Source organism: Paucibacter sp. M5-1 (assembly GCF_027498415.2).
GTDB lineage: Bacteria > Pseudomonadota > Gammaproteobacteria > Burkholderiales > Burkholderiaceae_C > Roseateles_E.
On sequence record NZ_JAPZLM020000001.1, the window covers coordinates 5570291 to 5595605 of the forward strand.

Here is a 25315-nt window from a genome sequence, read left to right on the forward strand (position 1 = left end):
CCCCCCGCTTAAAATGCCGCGATGAGCAATTACGCAATAGGACTGCAGCCGCGCTGCTTTGCGCTGGTGCCGGCCGCCGGCGTCGGCGCGCGCTCGGGCGCCGACGGCCCGAAGCAGTATGTGCCGCTGGCGGGGCGGGCGATGATGGCCCATACCTTGGAGGCGCTGGCCAAAGTGTCAGGTCTTGCCGCCACGCTGGTGGTGCTGTCGCCCGAGGATGATCAGTTCGAGGCTGCGGTGCCGGGCTTCGACGGCTGGGTGGCGCGCTGCGGCGGCGCGAGCCGGGCCGAGAGCGTTGCCAACGGTCTGGATGAGCTGCTTGCGCGCGGCGCCCAGGCGCATGACTGGGTGCTGGTGCATGACGCGGCGCGCTGCCTGCTGCGGCCCGAGTGGGTCGAGGCCTTGATCGCGGCCTGTACCGACGACGAGGTCGGAGGCCTGCTGGCGATGCCGCTGGCCGACACTCTGAAGCAGAGCAGCCACGGCCGCGTGATGAACACGGTGGACCGCAGCGCCAAATGGGCCGCGCAGACGCCGCAGATGTTCCGCCTGGGCCTGCTGAAACCGGCGCTGGCCGGCGGCGGCGAGGGCATCACCGATGAGGCCAGTGCCATCGAGGCGCTGGGCCACCAGCCGCTGTTGGTCGAGAGCCCGATGGAGAATTTCAAAGTCACCTGGCCGGCGGATTTCGCCCTGGCCGAACGCCTGTTAAGGACCCGAGCATGACCGTAGAAACCGACGCCGATATCGCCGGCCTGAAGGCCGCCGGCCATGCCGTCTCCAGCGTGCTGAACCGCATGCTCGATGCGATCAAGCCGGGCATCACGACCCGTGAGCTCGACGAGATGGGCGCGCTGTGGCTGGCCGAGTTCGGCGCCAGGTCGGCCCCGGCCACCAGCTACAACTTCCCCGGCGCCACCTGCATCAGCATCAACGAGCAGGCCGCGCACGGCATTCCCGGTGAGCGGGTGATCGCCAAGGGCGATGTCGTCAATATCGATGTCTCGGCCGAGCTGGGCGGCTACTTCGCCGACACCGGCGGCACCCGTGTCGTGCCGCCGACCACGCCGACCAAGACCCAGCTGGTGTTCGCCGCCCGCTATGCGCTGGAGCAGGCGCTGAAGGAGGTGCGCCACGGCGCCAGGCTCAACCGCATCGGCCATGCGATCGAGCGCGTGGCCAAGGCCCACCGCTTCAAGATCATCGAGAACCTGTGCAGCCACGGCGTCGGCCGCTCGCTGCATGAGGAGCCCAAGTACATCCCCGGCTACTTTGACGCCAGCGACACCCGCGTGCTGACCGAGGGCATGGTGATCACGATCGAGCCCTTTCTGTCGACCAAGAGCACGATGGTCGACGAGCAGGCCGATGGCTGGACCCTGTCGGGCATCAAGGGCAATCTGTCGGCCCAGTTCGAGCACACCCTGATCGTGACCCGCGCCGCGCCGCTGGTCGTGACCCGTCACTGACGCTCAGCACACGATGAGAAACGCCCCGCATGCGGGGCGTTTGACTTGCACTCAGCGCAGGCTCAGAACTTGTAGCTCAGGCCCACCGAGAACATATCGGCGTGGGTCTTGACCTTGTTGCTGCCGTACTTGGCCGAGATGCGGTCCCAATCGGCATTCAGCGCGATCTGCTCGGTCAGCGCATAGCTGACGCCGGCGCCGATCAGCGGCTGCATGCTGGATTTCTTGCTCGTGGCACCCGCGTAGGACTTCGCCTGGGTGTAGGCCACGCCCAGACGGCCCTTCAGTGCGAAGGGGCCGGCGTTGTAGGCGGCCACACCGCTGACGCCCAGGCCGCGCAGATTGACCGAGCCGGGCACCAGCACATTGGCCTGGTTCTTCAGGCTGCCGATGCCGCTCTTGATGCCAAAGCCCATCGCCTCGACGCCGAAGGTCTCGTCGAACATATAGCCGCCGAAGATCTTGCCGCCGGTCTTGGCGGTCTTGTCGCACTTGACGCCGGTCTGGCAGCCGATGTCGTACTTGTTGGACAGGCCGAGGCTGGCGCCGGCATACATGCTCGGGCCGGTGTTGCTGGACGACTGGGCCGAGGCGGCGCCGGCGGCCAGCAAGGCGGTGGCTGTGGCGAAGGCGGCGAAAGCATAGCGAACGGGGGATTTCATGGGGCACTACTCCTTGGGTTTGTTCTGCCTGTGACCCGCTGCGGGTTCACGACGGAACGCAGTGTCCTCGGGGCTCCGGGAAACTGCCAGTTGACTCTGGCAAGTGGCATAGTTCGGTCCGCTGTGTGGCGAAAAACGATACTTGTGCCCATGCAAGACCAGGGCGGGGAGGGTGGAGATGAGCAGTCCGGAGCTGTTGTTGCAGGTGCTGCGCAGTGAAATGCGCGCGGCCAATATGACTTATCGCGGCCTGGCCGAGCGGCTCGATCTCAGCGAGTCCAGCATCAAGCGCATGTTCTCGCAAGGCGATATGAGCTTGTCGCGCCTGGCCCAGGTCTGCAAGGTGATCGGCGTGGCGCTGGAGGATGTGTTGCGCCAGGCGGCCGATGCGGCGCCGCAGTCCGACACGCTGACCCTGGCCCAGGAGCGGGCGCTGGTGGCCGATGCCAAGCTGCTGATGGTGGCGACCTGTTGCCTCGGGCATTGGACCCTGGAGCAGATCATCGAGACCTATGCGATCAGCGAGGCCGAGTGCATCGGCTATCTGCTCAAGCTGGACCGGCTCGCGCTGATCGAGCTGAAGCCGCTGAACCGCTACCGGCTGCGCGTCTCGCGCGCGTTCCGCTGGCTGCCCGACGGGCCGGTCCAGCAGCTGATGCGCCAGCATGTGGTCGGCGACTATTTCGCCGGCCGCTTCGACGGGCCCGGAGAGACCATGTTGTGCGTGCACGGCCGGCTGTCCGACCCAAGCGCACAGGAGCTGGTGCAGAAGATCCAGCAGCTGGCCGCCGAGCTGGCGCGCCTGCATCAAGACGACCAGCGCCTGCAGCCGGCGCTGCGCGACGGCTACACCTTGCTGCTGGGGCTGCGCTCCTGGGAGTTCTCGCAGTTCACCGCGATGCGGCGCTGAGCCTGGGGACGCTGGGGCGAGCCGGTGCGCTGTCGGCCTTGCAATGCCAGCTCAGCACGAGCTTGGCGCTGAAGCGGCCCAGCTGCGCTTTCAGACAGGGCAGTTGGCCCGCGCGCTCGGCGCTGCTGCAGGCCATCAGCGTCAGCAAGGCCCCGCTGAGCAGCAGGCCATGGCGGCGGCGCAGCCGCAGTGTGGCCGGCCAGCGGGCGGGGGGGAGGAGCAGCTTGGTCAGTGTCATGGCGGGGCCGAGTGTTGTCGGCCTGACGCCTGAATGCCACAGCGGCAGCCAAGGTGTCGTCTTTTGCTGCCGGCGGTAGCGCCGCCCGAACCCTAGCGGAACACCGGGCCGAGGAAGAGGTAGACCGCGCTGGGGCCTTCGCGGGTATGGCCCAGCGCGAAGTAGAAGGGGCCGAAGCGGGTGTCGACGGCCAGAAAGCCGCTGGCGGCCATCTTCAGGTCGCCGGGGCCGACGATCTGGCCGCGCTGCACGCCCCCACCGGCCTCCAGCGAGAAGCCAGCCCGCACGGCCTGGCCCAGGCCCAGCGGCATCTGGCCGATCCGCTTGGCCATCACCAGCCGGGCCAGCGCGATGTTCTGGCCCTGCAGCGAGGCATCCGGGCTGCCCGACAGGCGCAGAAAACCACCCAGGCTGCGATCGCTGCCATAGCTGCCGTGCGCCAGCTCCAGATAGACATGGCCGGCCCAGGCGCGCCACTGGAAGGCGCTCATCGCCGCCAGGCCCAGCTGCATCGAGCCCCCTTCCACGTCCGAGTGCAGCAGGTCCAGGCGCAGGTCCAGCAGCTGGCCGCGGCTGGGGAAGGCGACCGAGTCCAGGCTGTCGACGCGCAGCTGGCCATAGACGGTGCCAAAGCGCTGGCGCTGCTGGCCCTGCAAGAGATCCTCGGGCACCAGCATGCGCACGCGGTTGCTCAGGCCGCCAAAGCCCAGGCGCACATCGCCCCAGTTGCCCAGGCGCCGGCCCAGCGCCACCTCGTTGCGGCTGCTGCTGTAGGCATAGCGGCCGATGCGCCGGCCCTCCTGGAACAGATCGGCATCGCTGCTCTCGGAGCGCAGGGCGGGCGCGACAAACCAGGGCGAGCCCGCGCCCAGCGGCTGCATCAGCTCGGTGCTCAGCTCGCGGCGCGCGCCCAGGCGCAGCGTGCTGCGCAGCTCGGCGCCCCAGCGGTTGAGCCAGCCGAGGTGGTGCATCGCGACAACGGAAAAGCGGTTGGTGTCATCGAAATTGCTGTAGAGATCCAGGCCCAGGCGCAGGCGGCTGAAGGCCCAGTCGGCCTCGCTGACCCGCAGCGTGATATCGCGCCGCCCCTCGCGCTCGACGCTTTGTGCATCGACGCGCTCGAACTCGCCGCTGCCATAGAGCGCGGTTGCCGCCTGCTCGGCCTGGGCCTGGGTCACCGGTGTGCCCGGCGCCAGGCCCAGCAGATGCTGCAGCTGGCCCTTCAGCGCCGGCACCTGGGTGCGCCGCGTGCCCTCGATGCGCAGCTCGCCCAGCGGCAGCGCGTCGTCGGCCGCCAGCACCGGCGCGGCCTGTTGCAGCCGGGCGCGCCGGTAGTCGGCATAGTCGGCCTCGCTGAGCGCCAGCGCCGCCAGCCGTTCCTGCGTGGCCAGGGTCGAGCGCTCACCGGCCTCCAGCGCCAGCTCGCGGCGGCTGAAGTCCATGAAGCCGATGCCATCAAGCTGGGGGTCGATCAGCACATCGTTGGCCCGCAGCTCTTTCAGCGAGCGCGCGACGTTCTGCTCGGTCAGGATCTGGATCATCTGGTTGGCCACGCCGATGGCGCTGCTCAGCTCGCGCTCCTCCAGCAGCGGCGAGCCGACATTGACCGCGATGATGATGTCGGCGCCCATGCTGCGGGCGATGTCCACGCCCAGATTGCGCACCAGGCCGCCGTCGACCAGGGGCCGGCCCTGGATACGCACCGGGGCGAACACCCCGGGCACCGCCATCGAGGCCCGCAGCGCGAGGAAGAGCGGCGTGTCGGCCATCTGCTGCAGCTCGCCGCTGAGCAGATCGGTGGCCAGCGCGCGAAAGGGCAGGGCCAGGCGGCTGCTGGGCAGCTCGGCACGCGCGCCGGTCACCAGCTGCTCCAGCGCATGCTCCAGCGCGCTATTGCCGGCGGCCGCCGGCGGCAGGCTGGCGCCTTGCAGGCCCACGTTCAGCTCGATGCGCGAGGGCACGGCGAGGTCTTCCTCGCGTCGCGTGAAGCTCAGCGAACGGCGCTGCGGCCGGTCGGCCAGGATGGCATCCCAGTCGGCGCCGTGCACAAAGGCTTCGAGTTCCTCGACGCTGCGGCCCGAGGCATAGGCACCCCCGACCACCGCGCCCATGCTGGTGCCGACGATCAGATCCACCGGCACGCGCAGCCGCTCGAGCGCCCGCAGCACGCCGATATGGGCCATGCCGCGCGCACCGCCGCCGGACAAGACCAGGCCGATGCGCGGCCGTTCGGTCGTTGCAGGTGTGGCCAGGGTCGATACCGGCAACAGCAGCATCAACGCACAGCAGAGCAGAGCCTGGAGGGGCATGGACGTTTGGATTCTTTGTTAGCCGAGGCCGGGGCGCGCGCAAAGCACGCTAAGCTCTCCGTCCTCTTCCTTTGAGAGCCGCCCAAAATGGCCCGCATTATGTTCCGCATCGGTGAAGGCTGGGACACCCACGCCCTCGTCGCCGACCGCCCCTTGATACTCGGCGGCGTCACCATCCCGCACAGCCACGGCCTGCTGGGCCATTCCGACGCCGACGCGCTGGCCCATGCGCTGACCGACGCCTTGCTCGGCGCGGCCGCGCTGGGCGATATCGGCAAGCTTTTCCCCGACACCGCGGCCGAATTCAAGGGCGCCGATTCGATGTTGCTGCTGGCCGAGGCCTACCGCCGCGTGCGCGCGGCCGGCTGGGAGATCGTCAATCTGGACAGCACCATCGTCGCGCAGGCGCCCAAGATGGCGCCGCACATCCCGGCGATGCGGGCTCGCCTGGCCGAGGTGCTGGGCATCGAGATGGACCAGATCAATGTGAAGGCCAAGACGGCCGAGAAGATGGGTCCGGTGGGCGAGGGCCGGGCCATCGAGGCGCGCGCCGTCTGCCTGCTACAGCCTAGTTCGCCCGCTGCAGCCTGATCTGGGTCAGCAGGCCGCCGCCCTGGGCATTGCTCAGCGCCAGCTGGCCGCCGATGCGCTGCAGCGATTTCTCGACGATGGCCAGGCCCAGGCCGGCGCCGGTGGCGGCGGTGCGGGCCGCGTCGCCGCGGAAGAAGGGCGTGGTCAGCCGTGCCAGCTTGTCCGGCGGCACGCCGGGACCGTGGTCGCGCACCTTCAGCAACACCGAGTTGCCCTCCTGCTCGGCGCTGACCTCGACCCAGGCTGCCTCATCGGGACCGTGGCCATAGCGGCGCGCGTTCTCGAAGATGTTCAGCAACACGCGGCCCAGCTCGGTCTCGTCGGCCCAGACCTTCAGCACCGGCGGGATGAAGATGCCGATGCGCAGCTGGGTCGGGTCGCGGAAGGCCTGCGCCTCGCGCTCGACCAGCTCAGCCAGGTTCAGCGGCTGCAGCTGCAGCTCGCTGGGCCGGGCGTAGTCCATGAATTTATTGATGATGGCGTCGAGCTGGTCGATGTCCTGCACCATGTACTGGCGCGCCAGCTCGTCGCTGACGCTCATCTCGGCCTCCAGTCGCAGCCGCGCCAGCGGTGTGCGCAGATCATGCGAGATGCCGGCCAGCATCACGGTGCGGTCCTCCTCCATCTTGGCCAGCTCGCGGGCCATGCGGTTGAAGCCCATATTGACCTCGCGGATCTCGCTGGTGCGGGTGCTCTCATCCAGGCGCGAGTCGTACTCGCCCTCGCGGATGCGGCCGGCCGCGATCGACAGTTCGCGCAGCGGCTGGTTGATCAGCCGCGCGATCGTGGCCGAGCCCAGCACCGTGGCCACCAGCGCGATCACGATCCACCACCAGTTGCTGCTCAGCGTCACCGACAGCGGGGCCGGGCTGGTCTGCAGCCAGTAGCTGTCGCGGTCGATGCTGAAGCGCACCCACAGCCCGTCGTCGCCGTTGACGCTGCGCGCCACCACGGTGTCTATGCCCAGGCGCCCGCGCAGCTCGGCGGCCAGGCGCTTGGCGAAAGGGCTGGTGTCATAGGGCTGCCAGCGGTCGTGCTGCTCGGCCACGCGCACCCGTACCGTCTCGCTGCGCGCGATCGAGCTGATCACCGCGACCCGGTTGATCGCATCGGCATTGGCCAGCGCGGCACGGCTGAGATTGACCAGGCCGGCCAGTTGCTGAGCCGATTCGAGCGCGCGCGGCTCGGCCTCCAGGGCCTTGAAGGTCTGCTGCCAGGCCATCACACCGCCGACCAGCAGCAGGGCCAGCAGCGCAAAAGTGCGCCAGAACAGGTTCAGCGCGAGATGCGGGCGCGACATCGGCGACGCCCGCTCAGCTCACATCATCGGGCACGAAGACATAGCCGACCCCCCAGACGGTCTGGATGTAGCGCGGCTGGGCCGGGTCGGCTTCCAGCAGCTTGCGCAGACGCGAGATCTGAACGTCCAGGCTGCGGTCGAAAGGCTCGAACTCGCGGCCGCGCGCCAGCTGGGCCAGCTTGTCGCGGCTCAGCGGCTGGCGCGGATGGCGCACCAGGGCCTTGAGCATCGAGAACTCGCCGGTGGTCAGCGGCAGGGCCTCGCCATTCTTCGACAGCCGGCGCATCGCCAGATCGAACTCGAAGGGGCCAAAGCTCACCGTCATCGGCTCCTTGGACGGGGCACCGGGCGCCTCCATCGCCGGGCGGCGGCGCAGCACCGCGTTGATGCGGGCCAGCAGCTCGCGCGGGTTGAAGGGCTTGCTCAGATAATCGTCGGCGCCGACCTCGAGGCCGACGATGCGGTCCACTTCCTCGACCTTGGCGGTCAGCATGATGATGGGGGTGTTGTCGTTGGCGGCGCGCAGGCGGCGGCAGATCGACAGGCCGTCCTCGCCGGGCAGCATCAGGTCCAGCACCATCAGGTCCACGGTCTCGCGGGTCAGCTGCTTGTTGAGCGCCTTGCCGTCCTCGGCCAGCAGGACTTCGAAGCCTTCCTGGGTCAGATAACGGCGCAGCAGATCGCGGATGCGCGCGTCATCGTCAACGACCAAAATGCGATTGGGCCGGGTCTGGGCGCTGGTGTTCATGGCCACTCCTGAATTTGTAACAGCGGCATTTTGCAGGGCTTTGGCCCGCTGTTACATCTTTGGCCGCGCGGACTGTGAGCAGATGTTTCCTTGTCAACGGATGGGGGGCACGCACCGCTAAGCTCAGGGTTCACCAACCGATTGAGGGAGATCGATGACACGCAAAACCATGGCCGCACTGGCCTTGATGACCCTGGCGCCCGTGCTGGCCCAGGCCGAGGCGCCGCGCCAGAACGCGCTGAACCTGAGCGCCACCGCAAGCCAGGAAGTGAGCCGTGATGTGCTGGGTGTCAGCTTCACGACCACCAAGGAAGGTACCGACGCTGCCCAGGTGCAGAGTGCGCTGAAGCAGGCGTTGGACGCCGCGCTGGCCGAGGCGCGCAAGATCGCCAAGCCGGGCCAGGTCGAGGTGCAGACCGGCAATTTCGCGCTCTACCCGCGCTATGCGCCCAAGACCGGCCAGATCAACGGCTGGCAGGGCACGGCCGAGCTGCAGGTCGAGGGCAAGGACACGGCGGCGATCGCCCAGCTGAGCGGCCGCATCGCGACGATGAACATCGCCCGGGTCGGCTACAGCCTGTCGCGCGAGGCGCGCGAGAAGGTCGAGGGCGAGGTCGTGGCTCAGGCGATCGCGCGCTACAAGCTGCGCGCGGCCGACTATGCACGCCAGTTCGGCTTCTCCGGCTACCAGATCGGCGAGGTCAGCGTCAACACGGCCGACTCCGGACCGATGCCGATGGCCGCACCCTCGATGATGCGGATGAAGGCCGCCGGCATGGCCGACGAGGCCCTGCCGGTCGAGGCCGGCAAGGCGACCGTCAGCGTCTCGGTCAACGGCGTGGTCGTGATGACCAAATGATGGAGCCCCTCGCTCGACGGGTACGTCGAGCGATCCCCCGAGGGGATGCGGGCCGGCCTGGGGCGGCCCGGCGCTCGGCCCGCTCTGACCGCATGGCTACTGCGCGGTCCAGCCGCCGTCCATGGCCCAGGCCTGGCCGCGCACGTTCGCAGCGGCATCGGAACACATAAAGACGGCCAGTTCGCCCAGTTCCTCCGGGGTGGTGAACTGCAGCGAAGGCTGCTTCTCGGCCAGCAGCCGCTTCTTGGCCTCGTCGATGCTGACGCCATCGGCAGCGGCGCGGGCATCGACCTGCTTTTGCACCAGCGGCGTCAGCACCCAGCCGGGGCAGATCGCGTTGACGGTCACGCCGGTGGTGGCGGTTTCCAGCGCCACGCTCTTCGTGAAGCCGACGATGCCGTGCTTGGCGGCCACATAGGCCGACTTCTGCGCCGAGGCCACCAGGCCGTGGGTGGAGGCGACGTTGATGATGCGGCCCCAGCCCTTGGCCTTCATGCCCGGCAGGGCCAGGCGGGTGGTGTGGAAGGCGGAGCTCAGGTTGATCGCGATGATGGCGTCCCAGCGCTCGACCGGAAACTCCTCGACGGCGGCCACATGCTGGATGCCGGCGTTGTTGACCAGGATGTCGCAGCCCCCGAACTCGGCGTCGATATAGGCCATCATTGCCTCGATCTCGCCGGCCTTGCTCATGTCGGCACCGTGGTACCCGACCTTGACACCGAGTGCGGCCACCTCGGCCTTCGGCCCCTGGGCATCGCCAAAGCCGTTCAGCACGATGTTCACACCCTGGCGCGCCAGGGTCAGCGCGATGCCCAGACCGATGCCGCTGGTGGAGCCGGTGACCAAGGCGGTTTTGCCTTTCAACATGGGGAATTCCTCGGGGGTTGTTAGGATGCCTGCAAAGGATACCGAAACAAATGCCCGAACCGCGCCTGAACCATGTGCAATGCCTGAGCAGCGCCGGCCTGCATCGCATGGCTTACTGGGAATGGGGCGCGCGCGACAACCCCCGTGTGCTGGTCTGCGTCCATGGCCTGAGCCGCCAGGGCCGCGATTTCGATGTGCTGGCCCGCAGCCTGAGCGAGCGCTACCGCGTCATCTGCCCCGATGTGATGGGGCGCGGCGAGTCCGACCGGCGGCCCAACGCGGCGCTCTACCAGGTGCCGGTCTATGTGGCGGATATGGTGACCCTGCTGGCGCGGCTGGATGTGGCCGAGGTCGACTGGGTCGGCACCTCGATGGGCGGCCTGATCGGCCTGGGCCTGGCGGCGCTGCCGGACAGCCCGGTGCGGCGCCTGGTGCTCAATGATGTGGGCCCGGCCATCGAGTATGCGGCGCTGGAGCGCATCGGCAGCTATCTGGGCCAGCGCATGCGCTTTGACAGCCTGGCGCAGGGCGTCGCCCATCTGCGCGAGATTTCGGCCGGCTTCGGGCCGCACAGCGATGACGAGTGGCTGGCGCTGTCGCGGCCGATGTTCCGGCCGGATGCTGAAGGCGACGGCAGCGGCGTGCGCCTGCACTACGACCCGCGCATCGCCGAGCCCTTTGCCGCGTTGACGCCGGCGCTGGCGGCGGCCGGCGAGGCCGCGCTGTGGCAGGCCTATGACGCGCTGCGCTGCCCGACCCTGCTGCTGCGCGGGGCCGAGTCCGATCTCTTGTCGCGCGCGACCGCCCAGGCGATGACGCAGCGCGGCCCCCGTGCGCTCTTGCATGAATTGCCCGGTGTCGGCCATGCGCCGACCCTGGTGGCTGCCGATCAGATCGCCCTGGTGCAGCATTTCCTCAGGTAGTTATGAAGACAGGATTGCCCGCAAGAGCGGAGCAGGCCGCGCCCATCGTCGCGCTGGCCGACACCGGCGAGGGCCAGGCGGCCGTGGTGCGTGCCCGCGCCTTTGCCGAGCCGCTGCTGGCCGGCCAGCCGCTGGACACCGGCGAGGATGCGCTGGCCCATGCCGATGGCGTGGCCGCGATACTGGCCGGCATCGGCGCGGCGCCGGCGATGCAGGCGGCTTCCTATCTGGTCTATGCCGGCGACTATCTGAACAAGCCCGAGGACATCGTCGCCAAGGCCTTTGGCGACAGCTATGCCAGCCTGGTGACGCACACGCGCAAGCTGGTGCAGCTGCAGCGCGCGGCCCGCGAGGCGCAGGGCGCGCTCAAGGGCGAGGAGCAGCGCCAGCAGCAGACCGAGCGGGTGCGCAAGATGCTGCTGGCCTTCTCGCGCGATCTGCGCGTGGTGCTGCTGCGCCTGGCCTCGCGGCTGCAGACCCTGCGCTACTTTGCCGCGACCAAGACCGAGTGCTCGCAGGCCGTGGCGGCCGAGTCGCAGCAGGTGTTTGCGCCGCTGGCCAACCGACTGGGCATCTGGCAGATCAAGTGGGAACTGGAGGACCTGTCCTTCCGCTTTCTGCAGCCCGAGGCCTACAAGGGCCTGGCCCGCGCACTGGACGAGAAGCGCGTCGAGCGCGAGCAGCGCATCGAGGCCGCACGCCTGGCGCTGCAGGCCGATCTGGCGGCCCATGGCCTGCAGGCCGAGGTGCAGGGCCGGCCCAAGCATCTCTACAGCATCTGGAAGAAGATGCAGGGCAAGAGCCTGGAGCTGGACCGGGTCTTCGATCTGCGCGCGCTCCGAGTCATCGTGCCCGATGTCAGCGATTGCTACGCCTGCCTGAGCCTGCTGCACGAGCGCTTTGTGCCGGTGGCCGGCGAGTTCGACGACTACATCGCCAAGCCCAAGCCCAACGGCTATCAAAGCCTGCATACCGTCGTGCTGGGGCCGGACGAGCGGCCGATGGAGGTGCAGATCCGCACGCGCGCGATGCACGAGCATGCCGAACACGGCGTGGCCGCGCACTGGGCCTACAAGGAGGCGGGGGCGCGCGGCTATGCAGGTGTCACGGCGGCTGGCGAGTTCGAGGAACAGGTGGCGGCCGCGCGCAAGGCGGTGCTGCGCCAGCTGCTGGCCTGGGAGCGTGATTTCGTCGAGGGCGATGCGCCCGGCGCGCAGCCGGTGTTCGATGACCGCATCTATGTGTTCACGCCCCAGGCCACCATCGTCGAGCTGGTCAGGGACGCGACGCCGATCGACTTTGCCTATGCGGTCCACACCGATCTGGGCCACCGCTGCCGCGGCGCCAAGATCGATGGCCAGATGGTGCCGCTGAACACCAGGCTGCAAAGCGGGCAGACCGTCGAGATCAGCGCGCTGAAGGAGGGCGGGCCCTCGCTCGACTGGCTCAACCCCGAGCTGGGCTATCTGCAGAGCCAGCGCTCGCGCACCAAGGTGCGGGCCTGGTTCAATGCGCTGGCCCAGGCCCAGACGATTGCCAAGGGGCGTGAGCTGGTCGAGAAGCTGTTGCAGCGCGAGGGCAAGACCGCCACCAAGCTGGAGGATCTGGCCGCGCGCCTGGGCTTCAAGAATGCCGATGCCTTGTTCGAGGTGGTGGGCAAGGACGAGTACTCGCTGCGCAATATCGAGCACCTGCTGCGCCCGCCGGCGCCCGAGCCCGACACCGACGAGATGCTGGTGCAGCGCCGGACCAAGGCGGGCAGCTCGGCACCCAAGGGCGGCGTGCTAGTGGTCGGGGTCGATTCGCTGCTGACCAATCTGGCGCGCTGCTGCCGGCCGGCACCGCCCGATGGCATCGGCGGCTATGTGACGCGCGGCAAGGGCGTGGCCATCCACCGCGCCGACTGCAGCAACTTCCGCCAGATGGCGCAGCGCGCGCCCGAACGCGTGATCGCGGTGGCCTGGGGCGAGACACCCGAGAAGGGCGCGCTCTACCCGGTCGATGTGATCATCGAGTCGAGCGACCGCCAGGGCCTGCTGCGCGATGTGCTGGAGGTGCTGGCCAAGGAGAAGATGAATGTGATCGCGGTCAACACGCAATCCCTGAAGGTGGCCAAGGGCGAGACCGCCTGGATGAGCCTGACCGTCGAGGTAGCCGATTCCGGCCGCCTGGCCCAGGTGCTGCGCAGCGTGGCCCAGGTCAGCGGCGTGCGCAGCGCGCGGAGAAAATAAGCGCGAAATACGGCGAGAGTTTGAAAGACTCAAAAATCCATGCTATAGTGCGAAGCTCTTCAGGCGCGTAGCTCAGTTGGTTAGAGCACCACCTTGACATGGTGGGGGTCGTTGGTTCGAATCCAATCGCGCCTACCAAATTTGGTAGGTACACCCAAGTACAGCAGATCCCGGTAACTCAGCGAGTTATCGGGATTTTTGCTTTGGGCGGCCCGTGGCCGCCGCGTGTCAAATGGCTTAGCGAGCCGCTGTCAGCGGCAGGCCGCGCAAGGCATGGGCCAGCTCGGACGACTGCCAGATCGCGATGCGCTGCTCGGCCGCGAAGGGGCGGGCGTTGTCGCTGAGCGGGGCCAGGCCGATATAGAGCGCGTCTTCTGCCTCGCTGGTCTCGCGCGCCGTCTGCAGCGCACGCAGCACCTCCAGCCCGGTGCGGGCCGACTTCCAGCGCTTGGCGCAGACCAGCATGCGGCGGCCGCCTCTGGTCAGCTCAAAATCGAAGGCCTCGCCCTTGCCGCGCTGCACCGCATAGCCGTCGCGAACAAAAGCCTGCTCCAGCAGCGCCGAGAAGCTCGGCCAGTTCATCGCCATCACCGCCTGCTCGGTCTGCGCGATGCGCGCGGCGCTGGGCAGATGCCACTGGCGGCGCGCAGCCATCACGCTGATCACGACAAAAGGCAGGCCCGACATGGCGCCGACCACCTTCAGCCCATCGGGCAGCAGGGCCGCGCTGAGCAGCCCCAGCACCAGCGCGATCAGCAGGCTGATCCACCAGGACGAGCGCAGCAGGATCGCGAACAGCGAGTTCTTCGCCATCTTCAGTTTCAAATCAATCTCCGTGAACAGTGAGGGCCGCAGTGTCTACCGAATTCCGGCCGTTTGTGTCGCCGGGTGGTATCGGTAGTTGCGCGCTTGCCTGGCGCGGCGGCGCGAACAAAAATCGAGGCATGCGCTTGTTGCTCCTGCTTTGCTTCCTGCCCATGTGGGCGGCCGCCGCCGATGGCCCGTCGATCTCGCGCATCCGCGACACCGGTGTCATCGTGATGGGCTACCGGCCCGCCTCGCTGCCCTTTTCCTATCTTGACACCAATCTGAAGCCGATCGGCTACTCGATCGAGCTGTGCGAGCGGGTGATCGCGGCCGTCAAGCGCGAGTTGAAGCTGCCCGAGCTGGAGGTCAAGCGGGTCGCGGTCAGCTCGGCCACCCGGCTGCCTATGGTGGCCAACGGCATGCTGGACATGGAGTGCGGCATCACGACCAACAATGCCGAGCGCGCGCGCAACCAGGCCTTCTCGGTCACCACCTTCGTCACCGAGACCAAGCTCTTGTCGCGCAGCGTCGACGGGGTGCGCAGCCTGCGCGATCTGCGCGGCAAGCCGGTGGCCTCCACCATAGGCACGACCAGCATCCAGTACCTGCACAGCATCAACGAGCAGGAGGATCTGGGCTTTCGCATCCTGGCCGGGCTCGATGATCCCGAGGCCTTCCATCTGCTGCGCACCGGGCGGGCGCGCGCCTTCATGATGGACGATGTGCTGTTGCGCAGCATGCTGGCCCAGTTGCCCAGCCCGCAGGGCTACGAGGTGTCCGAGCAGGCGCTGACCGTCGAGCCCTATGGCATCGGCCTGAGCCGCCATGACCCGGCCTTCAAGCAGCTGGTCGACAGTGTGCTGATCGGCCTGTACCGCAGCGGCGAGATCTTCGCGATCTACCGGCGCTGGTTCGAGTCGCCGATACCGCCGCTGGGCATCAATCTGCAGCTGCCGATGAGCGCGGCCTTCAAGCGCGTGATCGCGCAGCCAACCGACACGCCCGATCCCGCGCACTACCGCTGATCACCTGAAGGCATCGAGATTGATCGCGTGCCGGTGCAGCTTGTCGTAGAGCGTCTTCTTCGCGATGCCCAGCAGCTCCATCGCGGCCGGCACCTTGCCCTGGGTGCGGCGCAGCGCCTGCTCGATCAAGGTCTTCTCGACCAGGTCCATCTGGCGCGCCAGATTCAGCGCCGGCACCTGCTGCAGCGCGGCACTGCTGTCCAGATCATCGAGCGCCAGCACGAAGCGGTCGGCCGCATTGCGGATCTCGCGCACATTGCCGGGCCAGTCGTGCGCCATCAGTTCGCGCAGTCGCTCGGGCTTGAGCTCGGGCGCCGGGCGCTCGTAGCGGGCGCAGGCCTGGGCGACGAAATGCTGGAACAGCAGCGGGATGTCCTCGCGCCGCTCGCGCAGCGGCGGCAGATGCAGCAGCGCGACATTGAGCCGGTAATAGAGATCGCTGCGGAACTTGTTCTGCTCGCCGAGCTCGCGCAGATCGGCCTTGCTGGCGGCGACGAAGCGCACGTTGATAGGCAGCTCCTCGTTGGAGCCCAGGCGCTCAATGCGGCGCTCCTGCAGCACCCGCAGCAGCTTGATCTGCAGCGCGATCGGCATGGTCTCGATCTCGTCGAGCAGCAGGGTGCCGCCGTTGGCATGCTCGATCTTGCCGATGCGGCGCTTGGCCGCCGAGGTGAACGAGCCCTGCTCATGTCCGAACAGCTCGCTCTCGAACAAGGCCTCGGGCAGGCCGCCGCAGTTGATCGCGACGAAGTTGCGGTCGCGCCGCGCGCTCTGGTCGTGCAGGCAGCGTGCCACCAGCTCCTTGCCGGTGCCGGTCTCGCCCAGAATCATCACATCGGCCGAGGTGCCGGCCAGATTGAGGATCTGGCGACGCAGCTGCTGCATCACGGCCGAGTTGCCCAGCAGCGCGGCCTCGATGCCGCTGGCGCGCTGCAGCTGGGCGCGCAGTTCGTCGGTGGCGCTGCGCAGCAGGCGCAGATCCAGCGCGCGCCGCGCCGTGTCGACCAGGCGCTCGGGCGCGAAGGGCTTCTCGAAGAAGTCGTAGGCGCCGCTGCGCATCGCCTGCACCGCCATCGCGACGTCGCCATGCGCGGTGATCAGGATTACCGGGATGCTGGCATCGGTGGCCAGCACATGGTCGAGCAGGGCGCGACCGTCCATGCCGGGCAGGCGCACATCGGTGATCACGATGATCTGCGCGCCCGGCGCGATATGCGGCAGCGCCTCCTCGGCCGAGCGGCAGGGCGTGACGGCGAGACCCGCCAGCTCCAGGGTCTGCGTCAGGCTGACCCGCACCGGCAGATCGTCCTCGACAAAGACGACGTGATATCCCTCAAACATGTGCTTCCTTTGCTGCATCCCAGGTGTCAACGGCCAGGTCGAACTCGAAGCTCATGCCCTGATCCAGTCTGACGGCGCGCAGCGTGCCGCCGAACTCATGGATGATTTTCGACGAGATCACCAGGCCCAGGCCCAGGCCCTCGCCGGCCGGCTTGGTGGTGAAGAAGGGCTCGAACAGACGCGGCAGCAGGGCCTCGCTGAGCCCGCTGCCGCTGTCGCTGACGCTCACCAGCACGCGCGCGCCGGCGTCGATGGACACCGCGCTGACGCCCAGCTGCCGCCGGGTCTCGTGTGCCATCGCATCCAGCGCATTGCCGAACAGATTGACCAGCACCTGCTCCAGCCGGTTGCCCTCGCAGCGCACCCGCAGCCCGGCCGGCACCTCCAGGCGCAGCTCCACCGCCCCCTCGCGCAGCCGGTGCTCGACCAGCAGCTGCGCATTGCGCACCGCCTGCAGCAGCGAGACCGGCGCGCTCATCAGCTCGGCCTTGCGCGCGAAGCTCTTGAGCTGGCGGGTGATCAGGCCCATGCGCTCGACCATCGCATCGATGGTGCGCAGGTTCTCGGCCACGGCCTCGTGGCGACCGCTCTCCAGCAGCAGCTGGGAGTTGCGAGCCAGCGCGCGCAGCGCGGTCAGCGGCTGGTTCACCTCGTGCGAGATGCCGGCCGACATCTGGCCCAGCGCCGCCAGCTTGCCGGCCTGCACCAGCTCGTCCTCGACCTGCAGGCGCTGGGCGATCTGGCGCTTCAGCTCGGCATTGCTGCCGCGCAGCTCGGTGGTGCGGATGTCGACGATGCGTTCGAGCTGGCCATGCGCCTCCTGCAGCTCGGCCTTGGCCTGGAACAGCTGGCGCAGCGCGCGCCGTCGCGAGGACAGATACAGGGCCAGCATGCCGGCGCAGGCACCGAAGGCCGCGCCGCTCCAGCCGGCGTAACGGGCCTGGCGCCAGACCTCGCTCGGGTCGGACAGCGCGACCATGCGCAGGCCCAGCGGCACCAGCAAACGCTCCTGGGCCAGCAGCTGCGGGCCTTCGATCACGCGCGGCTTGTCCTCCAGCGGCGGCACGCGCACCAGGCTGGAATTGGTGCTGGCCAGCAGGCGACGCGGGATGCCCACGCTGGTCAGCGGTGACTCTGGATAGCGGCCGCTGGCGCGCAAGGCCGCGCGCCGGTCCTCGTCGGCCTGGCCCAGCACGAAGTACTTCCAGTAGGGCACCGAGCTCATGATGACCACGTCCTGCTCATCGGCCACCAGCAGGCGTTCGCCCTGGCTGCGCAGGCCCAGATCCACCCAGGTAGCCTCCAGCGGCGCCAGGCTCAACCGCACCGCGATCACGCCGAGCAGCCGGCCCTGCTGGCGCACCGGATGCAGCAGATAGAAGTCGGTGCCGCGCGTGGCGGCATCGCTGGCAAAGAAGTGGCGCAGATCGGTGGCGATGGCCTCGCGCAGACGGGCCGGCGCGGGGCTGCGGTCGCTGCTGGCCAGCACCTGGCCGGCGGCATCGGCGATGAAGATCTGCATGGTGCCGGCGCGCACATTGATGCGGGCCAGGGCCTGGTCGGCGCGGCGCCGGCGTGACTCGTCCTGCGGCGAGGCGAGCAGGGCCAGCATCTCGTCGTCGATGGCCAGCAGGTCGGGCAGATAGGCGTGGCGACCGAGTTCGGCCTCCAGATTGGTGGCATAGAGTTCCAGCCGCTCATTGGCCAGCGCGGCCAGATGCGCCATGCCGGCGGTCTCGCTGAGGCGCTGGCCCAGCACCAGGCCGAGCAGCATCAGCCCCCCCGTCACGTAGATGAAGAAGCGGGGTCGGCTCAGTCGGCGTGTCAGCCGCTGCCGCAGCGCTGCGAGTTGGAAGCGGTCGATCATGGGGATGCGTAGTGTGCCCAATCTGATGCGCGCCGTCCCGGCCGCGTGCGGGGCTTTCTGGGTGATGCGAAAACCCGCCCGCTGTTTGACTGGCTTGTGTGGATTTCCGCCCTGTTGCTTCCGGCCGGTCGGCGCCACCTGCCGGCCGAGCGGTGTTTCGGGGTGTTTTGAGGGCCGATCCTTCGGTGATTACCCGCAGTTATTCGGAACTGGCATATGGATTGCAATGAAGACCGGGTCGGGCGGCGCTGGTCGCCTCAAAAAAGCAGAGGGTCTTCAATGGAAACTTTTGTACAGCAAATCATCAACGGGCTGGTGCTCGGAAGCATGTATGCGCTGGTGGCCTTGGGCTACACGATGGTGTACGGGATCATCAACCTGATCAATTTCGCGCACGGCGAGGTGTTGATGGTGGGGGCGCTGGTGAGCTGGACGGTGGTGACCTTTTTGGTCGACAGCGGGCTGCCGGGCTGGGCGCTGATGCTGGTGGCGCTGATCTGCGCGGTGATCGTGTGCACGACGCTGAACTTCGTGATCGAGAAGATTGCGTACCGGCCGCTGCGCAATGCGCCGCGGCTGGCACCGCTGATCACGGCCATGGGCGTGAGCCTGCTGCTGCAGACCTTGGCGATGATCATCTGGAAGCCCAACCCCAAGCCCTTCCCGCTGCTGCTGCCGACCACGCCGTTTGATCTGGGCGGGCCGGTGATCACGGTGACGCAGTGCCTGATTCTGGGCAGCACCGTGATGATCCTGGCGGCGCTGCTGTGGCTGGTCAATCACACCAAGCTGGGCCGCGCGATGCGGGCCACCGCCGAGAACCCGCGCGTGGCGGGGCTGATGGGGGTGAAGCCGGACTTCATCATCTCGGCCACCTTCGTGATCGGTGCGGCGCTGGCCGCGGTGGCCGGCCTGATGTGGGCGGCCAACTACGGCACGGTGCAGCACACCATGGGCTTCATGCCCGGGCTGAAGGCCTTCACGGCGGCGGTGCTGGGCGGCATCGGCAACCTGGCAGGCGCCATGGTGGGCGGTGTGCTGCTGGGCCTGATCGAGGCCATCGGGGCGGGCTATCTGGGTGAGCTGACCGGCGGCGTGCTGGGCAGCCACTACGCCGACATCTTCGCCTTCGTGGCGCTGATCCTGGTGCTGACCCTGCGACCCTCGGGCCTGCTGGGCGAGCGCGTGGCCGATCGGGCCTAAGGAGAGACTTTCATGCAAAAGAACAAACTCATCGTCTTCCTGGCGGCGGCCTTGGCCTTGCTGGTGCTGCCGCTGGTGGCCCAGCAGTTCGGCAACGGGCCGGTGCGCATCCTCGACCTGGCGCTGCTGTACGTGCTGCTGGCGCTGGGCCTGAACATCGTGGTGGGCTATGCGGGTCTGCTGGACCTGGGCTATGTGGCCTTTTACGCGGTGGGCGCCTATATGTTCGCGCTGCTGGCCAGCCCGCACCTGAGCGAGAACTTCGAAGCCTTCCGGGCCATGTTCCCCGACGGGCTGCACTCGCCGCTGTGGATCGTGATCCCGCTGGGCGCGGGGCTGGCCGGCTTCTTCGGCGTGATGCTGGGGGCGCCGACCTTGAAGCTGCGCGGCGACTACCTGGCCATCGTGACGCTGGGCTTTGGCGAGATCATCCGCGTGTTCCTGAACAACCTGGAGCACCCGGCCAACATCACCAACGGCCCGCGCGGCATCGGCCAGATCGACTCGATCCGCTTCTTCGGGCTGGACCTGGGCAAGCCCACCGAGCTCTTCGGCTTTGCCATCCCCTCGGTGACGCTGTACTACTACCTGTTCCTGGCCCTGGTGGTGGCCTCGGTGGTGATCTGCTACCGGCTGGAGAACTCGCGCATCGGGCGGGCCTGGATGGCCATCCGCGAAGACGAGATCGCGGCCAAGGCCATGGGCATCAACACCCGCAACCTCAAGCTCCTGGCCTTCGGCATGGGGGCGACCTTCGGCGGCGTGGCCGGCTCGATGTTCGCGTCCTTCCAGGGCTTTGTGAGCCCCGAGTCCTTCAGCCTGCAGGAGTCGGTGATGATCGTGGCGATGGTGGTGCTGGGCGGCATCGGCCACATCCCCGGCGTGATCCTGGGGGCCTTGCTGCTGGCCATGCTGCCCGAGGTGCTGCGCTATGTGGCCGGCCCGCTGCAGGAGATGACCGGCGGGCGGCTGGACGCCTCCATCCTGCGCCAGCTCTTGGTGGCGCTGGCCATGATCAGCGTGATGCTGCTGCGCCCGCGCGGCCTGTGGCCCTCGCCCGAGCACGGCAAGGCCGCGCCCGCGCCCACCGACAAGAAGTAAGAGCAAGGACAGACTCCCATGACTGACACCGTACTGAGCGTCAAAGGCGTCTCCAAGCGCTTCGGCGGGCTGCAAGCCCTCTCCGAAGTGGGCATCGAGATCAAGAAGGGTCAGGTCTACGGCCTGATCGGCCCCAACGGCGCGGGCAAGACCACCTTCTTCAACGTCATCACCGGGCTCTACACCCCCGATGGTGGGACCTTCATGCTCGGCGGCGAGCCCTACACGCCGCAAGCCGTGCACCAGGTGGCCAAGGCCGGCATCGCGCGCACCTTCCAGAACATCCGGCTGTTCGCCGACATGACGGCGCTGGAGAACGTGATGGTGGGCCGCCACATCCGCACCGGCTCGGGCCTGATGGGCGCGATCTTCCGCACCCCCGGCTTCAAGGCCGAGGAAGCCGCCATCGCGCAGCGCGCGCAGGAGCTGCTGGACTATGTGGGCATCGGCAAGTACGCCGAGTTCAAGGCGCGCACGCTGAGCTACGGCGACCAGCGCCGCCTGGAGATCGCGCGCGCCCTGGCCACCGACCCCAAGCTGATCGCGCTGGACGAGCCGGCCGCGGGCATGAACGCCACCGAGAAGGTGGTGCTCAGAGAGCTGATCGACCGCATCCGCAAGGACGGCCGCACCATCCTCTTGATCGAACACGACGTCAAGCTGGTGATGGGCTTGTGCGACCGCGTCACGGTGCTGGACTACGGCAAGCAGATTGCCGAAGGCACGCCGTACGACGTGCAGCGCAACGAGAAGGTGATCGAAGCCTATCTGGGCGCCGGCCACGCGGCCCACTGAACAGGAAACCACAAGATGTCAGACACACAAACCCTGCTCAAGGTCACGAAGCTGAAGGTGGCCTATGGCGGCATCCAGGCCGTCAAGGGCGTGGACTTCGAAGTCAAGAAGGGCGAACTCGTCAGCCTGATCGGCGCCAACGGCGCGGGCAAGACCACCACGCTCAAGGCCGTCACCGGCATCCAGCCGGTGGCCGACGGCGACGTGCTCTACAAAGGCCAGTCCATCAAGGGCCAGGGCGCCTGGGACCTGGTCAAGCAAGGCCTGGTGATGGTGCCCGAAGGGCGCGGCACCTTCACCCGCATGACCATCACCGAGAACCTGCAGATGGGCGCGTACATCAGGAACGACGCCGAGATCCAGAGCGATATGGAGCGCATCTTCGGCATCTTCCCGCGCCTGAAGGAGCGCCGCAACCAGCTCGCCGGCACGATGAGCGGCGGCGAGCAGCAGATGCTGGCGATGGGGCGTGCGCTGATGGCGCGGCCCGAGGTGCTGCTGCTGGACGAGCCCAGCATGGGCTTGAGCCCCATCATGGTGGACAAGATCTTCGAGGTGGTCAACGACATCCACCAGCAGGGCGTGACGGTGCTGCTGGTGGAGCAGAACGCCAGCCGCGCGCTGCAACTGGCCAACCGCGGCTATGTGATGGAGTCCGGCGAGATCACCATGACCGGCGAGGGCAAGACCTTGCTCAATGATCCCAAGGTCAGGGCTGCCTACCTGGGCGAGTGAGAAATTCCGCGGGCTTGTTGCTAGCGTTGCAGCGAAGGCGTCCGCCCGCACGTCGTCGTCTCGCTGCCCATCCAAATCCTGGAGACTGGTTTGATGAAGATTCAAATGAAGCTGGGCCTGCCCTTGGCCGCCGTGATGTTGAGCGGCACCGCGATGTCGCAAGAGCTGGTCGTCAAGATCGGCCATGTCGGCCCGACCAGCGGCGCGATTGCCCACCTGGGCAAGGACAATGAGCTGGGCGCCCGCATGGCCATCGATGATCTGAACGCCAAGGGCGTGACCATCGGCGGCAAGAAGGCCAAGTTCGAACTGCTGGCCGAAGACGATGCTGGCGATCCGAAGCAGGGCACGGCCGCAGCGCAAAAGCTGATGGACTCCAAGGTCAACGGCGTGATCGGCCATCTGAACTCCGGCACCACCATCCCCGCGTCCAAGGTCTATAGCGATGCCGGCGTGCCGCAGATCAGCCCTTCGGCGACCAACCCCAAGTTCACCCGCAACGGCTACAAGACCGCCTTCCGCGTGGTCGCCGATGACGTGCATCTGGGTGGCACGCTGGGCAAGTACTCGGTGCAGCAGCTCAAGGGCAAGTCGATCGCGGTGATCGACGACCGCACGGCCTACGGCCAGGGCGTGGCCGATGAGTTCGAGAAGGGCGTCAAGTCGGCCGGCGGCAAGGTCGTCGGTCGCGAGTTCACCAATGACAAGGCCACGGACTTCACCGCCATCCTGACCTCCCTGAAGGCCAAGAAGCCCGATGTGGTCTTCTTCGGCGGCATGGACGCGGTGGCCGGTCCGATGCTGCGCCAGATGAAGCAGCTGGGCATCAGCGCCAAGTTCGTCGGCGGCGACGGCATCTGCACCGGCGAGCTGCCCAAGCTCTCGGCCGGCACCATGGCCGATGAGCAGGTGGTCTGCGCCGAAGCCGGTGGCGTCGAGGGCGAGTCCAAGAAGTCGCTGGATGACTTCAAGGTCAAGTTCAAGGCCAAGTACAAGGCCGATGTGCAGATCTACGCCCCCTATGTCTACGACGCCGTCAATGTGATGGTCGACGCGATGGTCAAGGCCGGTTCGGCCGAGCCCGCGAAGTACCTGCCGGTGCTGGCCAAGACCGATGGCTACAAGGGCGTGACCGGCACGATCTCGTTTGACAGCAAGGGCGATATCAAGAACGGCGCGCTGACCTTGTTCACCTACAAGTCGGGTTCGCGCCAGCAGATCGCCGTCGTGCGCTGATCGATGTGCCCGGATCTGCCTTGAGCAGATCCAGGCCGGACCCGGCCCGCCAGGGTCGGGTCTTCAGCGCAACGCCTGCGCGATGCCGCGCAACGCCGGCGACTCCTGTGCCCGTATCAGGTAGACCGGGATGGCTTCCAGAAAGCCCCGAAAGCGCCCCTTGCCGACGAAGCGGTCGTAGAAGGGCGATGCGTCCAGCCGCTCGATCACGCGGGGCAGCACGCCGCCGCCCAGATAGATGCCGCCGCGCGCACCCAGGGTCAGGGCCAGATTGCCGGCCATGGATCCGAGAAAGGCGAACAGCAGGTCCAGGGTCTGCGCGGCGCGGGCATCGCTGCCCGCCAATGCCGCCGCGCTGATGCCCGGGGCGTCCAGGCCGGCGGGCACTGCCACGCCGTCCAGCGCGCACAAGGCCTCGTAGACCCAGACCATGCCCAGGCCCGAGACCGCACGCTCGGCCGAGGCATGGCCGAAACGCCGCTGCAGCTGGGCCAGCACCGCAACTTCCAGCTCGGTGACGCCGCACAAGGTGGCATGGCCGCCTTCGCCCTCCAGCGCGCGGTAGCCCTCGCCGCAGGGCAGCAGGCCGGAGACACCGAGTCCGGTGCCGGGGCCGATCAAGGCCATCGCCGCGCCGGGCACCGGCTGGCCGCCGCAGAGCTGCTGCTTCTCGTCCGGCCGCAGCATCGGCAGCGCCATCGCCAGCGCGGCGAAATCGTTCAGCACCAGCAATCGCCGCAGGTCCAAGGTCTCGCGCAATGCTTCGATCGAGAAGGACCAGTGGTGATTGGTCATCTGCACCCGGTCGCCGGTGATGGGATTCGCGATGCCGATCGCACCCTGGGCCGCGCCAGCGTTGCCGCTGTCGCGCAAATAGGTCTCGATGGCCTGCTGCAGGCTGGGATGCTCGGCGCAGCGGTAGGTCTGCACATCCCGCAGCGGCGCGCCGGCAGCCGGCTGCCAGGCGAAACGGGCATGGGTGCCGCCGACATCGGCCAGCAGCCGGGCGTCCGCCGAGTCCGACCGGCCCGTCCTCATGCCACCCGCCTTTCACTGGCGGCGTCGAAGAGATGCGCGGCCTCGGCCGCCCATTGCAGATGCACGGTCTCGCCGACCTGCATGCGCAGATGGCCGGCGACGCGCGAGGTGAGCTTGCCCAGCGCGGTCTCAACCAGCACATAGGTCTCGGGACCGGTCGGCTCGATCATCAGCAGACGGCCGGGCAGGCCCTGGTCGGCCAGCGTGATGTGCTCAGGCCGCAGGCCGTACAGGCATTGCGCGGAGGCCGCTTCAAGCGCGGCGCCCTGCGTCGTGCTCAGCGGCAAGACCTGACCCTGCGCCGCCAGGCCCTTGGCGCTGCGCTCGGCGCCGACGAAGTTCATGGTCGGCGAGCCGATGAACTCGGCGACAAAACGGGTCGCCGGCCGGCTGTAGATCTCCTCGGGCGTGCCGAACTGCTGGACCACGCCTTCCTTCATTACCGCGATGCGGTCGCCCAGGGTCATGGCCTCGACCTGGTCGTGCGTCACATAGACCGTGGTGGTGCGGGTGCGCTGGTGCAAGAGCTTGATCTCGGCGCGCATCTCGATGCGCAGCTTGGCATCGAGATTGGACAGCGGCTCGTCGAACAGAAAGAGCTTGGGGTCGCGCGCCAGCGCCCGGCCCATCGCGACGCGCTGGCGCTGGCCGCCGGACAGCTGGCCCGGCTTGCGGTCCAGCAGATGGCCGATCTGCAGCATCTTCGCGACGCGCTGCACGGTCTGCTCGCGCTGCGCGCGTGGCACCTTGCGCATCTCCAGGCCGAAGGCGATGTTCTGCGCGACATTCATATTCGGGTAGAGCGCATAGCTCTGGAACACCATCGCGATATCGCGGTCCTTGCTGGGCAGGTAGGTGACATCGCGCTCGCCGATGCTGATGCGGCCCGAGCTCGGGTGCTCGAGGCCGGCAATCATCGACAGCAGGGTCGACTTGCCGCAGCCCGAGGGCCCGACCAGTATCAGGAACTCGCCGGCCTCGATCGCGATGTCGATGCCCTTGAGGATCTCGACGCCGCCATAGCTCTTGCGGACCTGGGAAATATTCAGAGCGCCCATAG

Annotated in this window: 24 protein-coding genes and 1 tRNA gene; 14 read left to right on the forward strand and 11 right to left on the reverse strand. The window is 67.8% G+C overall.

Going from position 1 to position 25315, the window contains the following annotated elements; all coding sequences use genetic code 11:
• Positions 1 to 21: 21 nt before the first annotated feature.
• Both ispD and map read left to right on the forward strand, forming a co-directional pair.
• A complete protein-coding gene (gene ispD / locus O5M90_RS26260; RefSeq protein ID WP_269840970.1) occupies positions 22 to 726 on the forward strand; it encodes a 2-C-methyl-D-erythritol 4-phosphate cytidylyltransferase in 705 nt (234 codons plus the stop codon).
• Entirely contained in the window at positions 723 to 1469 is a 747-nt protein-coding gene (gene map, locus O5M90_RS26265; RefSeq protein WP_269840969.1) for a type I methionyl aminopeptidase, read from the forward strand. The genes ispD and map overlap by 4 nt, the downstream gene beginning before the upstream one ends.
• A 62-nt stretch (positions 1470 to 1531) precedes the next feature.
• Here the strand turns inward: map and O5M90_RS26270 are convergent, their stop codons facing one another.
• Positions 1532 to 2131 (reverse strand): porin family protein, encoded by a 600-nt coding sequence (locus O5M90_RS26270; RefSeq protein ID WP_137943210.1) that lies wholly within the window; start codon positions 2129 to 2131, stop codon positions 1532 to 1534.
• A 178-nt stretch (positions 2132 to 2309) separates the two neighbouring features.
• On the opposite strand from O5M90_RS26270, the gene O5M90_RS26275 reads away from it, so the two are divergent.
• Complete coding sequence (locus O5M90_RS26275; protein ID WP_269840968.1) at positions 2310 to 3041, forward strand: helix-turn-helix domain-containing protein; 732 nt, start codon at positions 2310 to 2312, stop codon at positions 3039 to 3041.
• On the opposite strand, the gene O5M90_RS26280 is transcribed toward O5M90_RS26275, so the two are convergent.
• Both O5M90_RS26280 and O5M90_RS26285 read right to left on the reverse strand, forming a co-directional pair.
• Complete coding sequence (locus tag O5M90_RS26280) at positions 3022 to 3279, reverse strand: hypothetical protein (protein ID WP_440402467.1); 258 nt, start codon at positions 3277 to 3279, stop codon at positions 3022 to 3024. The genes O5M90_RS26275 and O5M90_RS26280 overlap by 20 nt on opposite strands.
• A gap of 92 nt (positions 3280 to 3371) precedes the next feature.
• Complete coding sequence (locus O5M90_RS26285; RefSeq protein ID WP_269840966.1) at positions 3372 to 5588, reverse strand: patatin-like phospholipase family protein; 2217 nt, start codon at positions 5586 to 5588, stop codon at positions 3372 to 3374.
• A gap of 87 nt (positions 5589 to 5675) precedes the next feature.
• Between O5M90_RS26285 and ispF the strand changes: the two genes are divergently transcribed.
• Positions 5676 to 6179 (forward strand): 2-C-methyl-D-erythritol 2,4-cyclodiphosphate synthase, encoded by a 504-nt coding sequence (ispF, locus tag O5M90_RS26290; RefSeq protein ID WP_269840965.1) that lies wholly within the window; start codon positions 5676 to 5678, stop codon positions 6177 to 6179.
• Here ispF and O5M90_RS26295 read toward each other — a convergent pair.
• Both O5M90_RS26295 and ompR read right to left on the reverse strand, forming a co-directional pair.
• On the reverse strand, positions 6157 to 7479 hold the full coding sequence (locus O5M90_RS26295; RefSeq protein ID WP_269840964.1) for an ATP-binding protein: 1323 nt from the start codon (positions 7477 to 7479) through the stop codon (positions 6157 to 6159). The two genes, ispF and O5M90_RS26295, sit on opposite strands and share 23 nt — an antisense overlap.
• 13 nt (positions 7480 to 7492) lie before the next feature.
• Positions 7493 to 8227 (reverse strand): osmolarity response regulator transcription factor OmpR, encoded by a 735-nt coding sequence (gene ompR / locus O5M90_RS26300; protein WP_137943204.1) that lies wholly within the window; start codon positions 8225 to 8227, stop codon positions 7493 to 7495.
• A 154-nt stretch (positions 8228 to 8381) separates the two neighbouring features.
• Between ompR and O5M90_RS26305 the strand changes: the two genes are divergently transcribed.
• A complete protein-coding gene (locus O5M90_RS26305; protein WP_269840963.1) occupies positions 8382 to 9086 on the forward strand; it encodes an SIMPL domain-containing protein in 705 nt (234 codons plus the stop codon).
• Between the two features lie 96 nt (positions 9087 to 9182).
• Here the strand turns inward: O5M90_RS26305 and O5M90_RS26310 are convergent, their stop codons facing one another.
• Complete coding sequence (locus O5M90_RS26310) at positions 9183 to 9953, reverse strand: 3-hydroxybutyrate dehydrogenase (RefSeq protein ID WP_137943202.1); 771 nt, start codon at positions 9951 to 9953, stop codon at positions 9183 to 9185.
• A 50-nt stretch (positions 9954 to 10003) separates the two neighbouring features.
• Here O5M90_RS26310 and O5M90_RS26315 point away from each other — a divergent pair, with 50 nt between their 5' ends.
• From O5M90_RS26315 to O5M90_RS26325, 3 genes are all read left to right on the forward strand, one after another.
• Complete coding sequence (locus O5M90_RS26315) at positions 10004 to 10876, forward strand: alpha/beta fold hydrolase (RefSeq protein WP_262973820.1); 873 nt, start codon at positions 10004 to 10006, stop codon at positions 10874 to 10876.
• A 2-nt stretch (positions 10877 to 10878) separates the two neighbouring features.
• Complete coding sequence (locus O5M90_RS26320; protein WP_269840962.1) at positions 10879 to 13107, forward strand: RelA/SpoT family protein; 2229 nt, start codon at positions 10879 to 10881, stop codon at positions 13105 to 13107.
• Positions 13108 to 13168: 61 nt separating this feature from the next.
• Positions 13169 to 13245 (forward strand) — tRNA-Val (locus O5M90_RS26325).
• Positions 13246 to 13344: 99 nt separating this feature from the next.
• On the opposite strand, the gene O5M90_RS26330 is transcribed toward O5M90_RS26325, so the two are convergent.
• Positions 13345 to 13932 (reverse strand): restriction endonuclease, encoded by a 588-nt coding sequence (locus tag O5M90_RS26330; protein ID WP_262973818.1) that lies wholly within the window; start codon positions 13930 to 13932, stop codon positions 13345 to 13347.
• A 119-nt stretch (positions 13933 to 14051) separates the two neighbouring features.
• Between O5M90_RS26330 and O5M90_RS26335 the strand changes: the two genes are divergently transcribed.
• Complete coding sequence (locus tag O5M90_RS26335) at positions 14052 to 14939, forward strand: amino acid ABC transporter substrate-binding protein (protein ID WP_137943188.1); 888 nt, start codon at positions 14052 to 14054, stop codon at positions 14937 to 14939.
• On the opposite strand, the gene O5M90_RS26340 is transcribed toward O5M90_RS26335, so the two are convergent.
• Positions 14940 to 16280: a sigma-54-dependent transcriptional regulator gene (locus O5M90_RS26340; RefSeq protein ID WP_269840961.1), complete on the reverse strand. Its 1341-nt coding sequence runs from the start codon at positions 16278 to 16280 to the stop codon at positions 14940 to 14942.
• The gene (locus O5M90_RS26345; protein ID WP_440402468.1) at positions 16273 to 18147 is read right to left on the reverse strand and encodes a sensor histidine kinase; all 1875 of its coding nucleotides are present in this window, start codon (positions 18145 to 18147) and stop codon (positions 16273 to 16275) included. The genes O5M90_RS26340 and O5M90_RS26345 overlap by 8 nt, the downstream gene beginning before the upstream one ends.
• 279 nt (positions 18148 to 18426) lie before the next feature.
• On the opposite strand from O5M90_RS26345, the gene O5M90_RS26350 reads away from it, so the two are divergent.
• From O5M90_RS26350 to O5M90_RS26370, 5 genes are all read left to right on the forward strand, one after another.
• The gene (locus O5M90_RS26350) at positions 18427 to 19350 is read left to right on the forward strand and encodes a branched-chain amino acid ABC transporter permease (RefSeq protein WP_137943185.1); all 924 of its coding nucleotides are present in this window, start codon (positions 18427 to 18429) and stop codon (positions 19348 to 19350) included.
• Between the two features lie 12 nt (positions 19351 to 19362).
• On the forward strand, positions 19363 to 20451 hold the full coding sequence (locus O5M90_RS26355; protein WP_262968503.1) for a branched-chain amino acid ABC transporter permease: 1089 nt from the start codon (positions 19363 to 19365) through the stop codon (positions 20449 to 20451).
• Positions 20452 to 20469: 18 nt separating this feature from the next.
• The gene (locus tag O5M90_RS26360) at positions 20470 to 21246 is read left to right on the forward strand and encodes an ABC transporter ATP-binding protein (protein WP_269840685.1); all 777 of its coding nucleotides are present in this window, start codon (positions 20470 to 20472) and stop codon (positions 21244 to 21246) included.
• 15 nt (positions 21247 to 21261) lie between these two features.
• The gene (locus O5M90_RS26365; protein WP_171018496.1) at positions 21262 to 21981 is read left to right on the forward strand and encodes an ABC transporter ATP-binding protein; all 720 of its coding nucleotides are present in this window, start codon (positions 21262 to 21264) and stop codon (positions 21979 to 21981) included.
• Positions 21982 to 22116: 135 nt separating this feature from the next.
• On the forward strand, positions 22117 to 23217 hold the full coding sequence (locus tag O5M90_RS26370) for a branched-chain amino acid ABC transporter substrate-binding protein (protein ID WP_440402529.1): 1101 nt from the start codon (positions 22117 to 22119) through the stop codon (positions 23215 to 23217).
• A gap of 63 nt (positions 23218 to 23280) precedes the next feature.
• Here O5M90_RS26370 and glk read toward each other — a convergent pair whose 3' ends face one another.
• Together glk and O5M90_RS26380 are read right to left on the reverse strand one after the other, a co-directional pair.
• The gene (gene glk / locus O5M90_RS26375) at positions 23281 to 24255 is read right to left on the reverse strand and encodes a glucokinase (protein WP_269840959.1); all 975 of its coding nucleotides are present in this window, start codon (positions 24253 to 24255) and stop codon (positions 23281 to 23283) included.
• On the reverse strand, positions 24252 to 25313 hold the full coding sequence (locus tag O5M90_RS26380; RefSeq protein ID WP_269840958.1) for an ABC transporter ATP-binding protein: 1062 nt from the start codon (positions 25311 to 25313) through the stop codon (positions 24252 to 24254). The genes glk and O5M90_RS26380 overlap by 4 nt, the downstream gene beginning before the upstream one ends.
• Between the last annotated feature and the right edge of the window lie 2 nt (positions 25314 to 25315).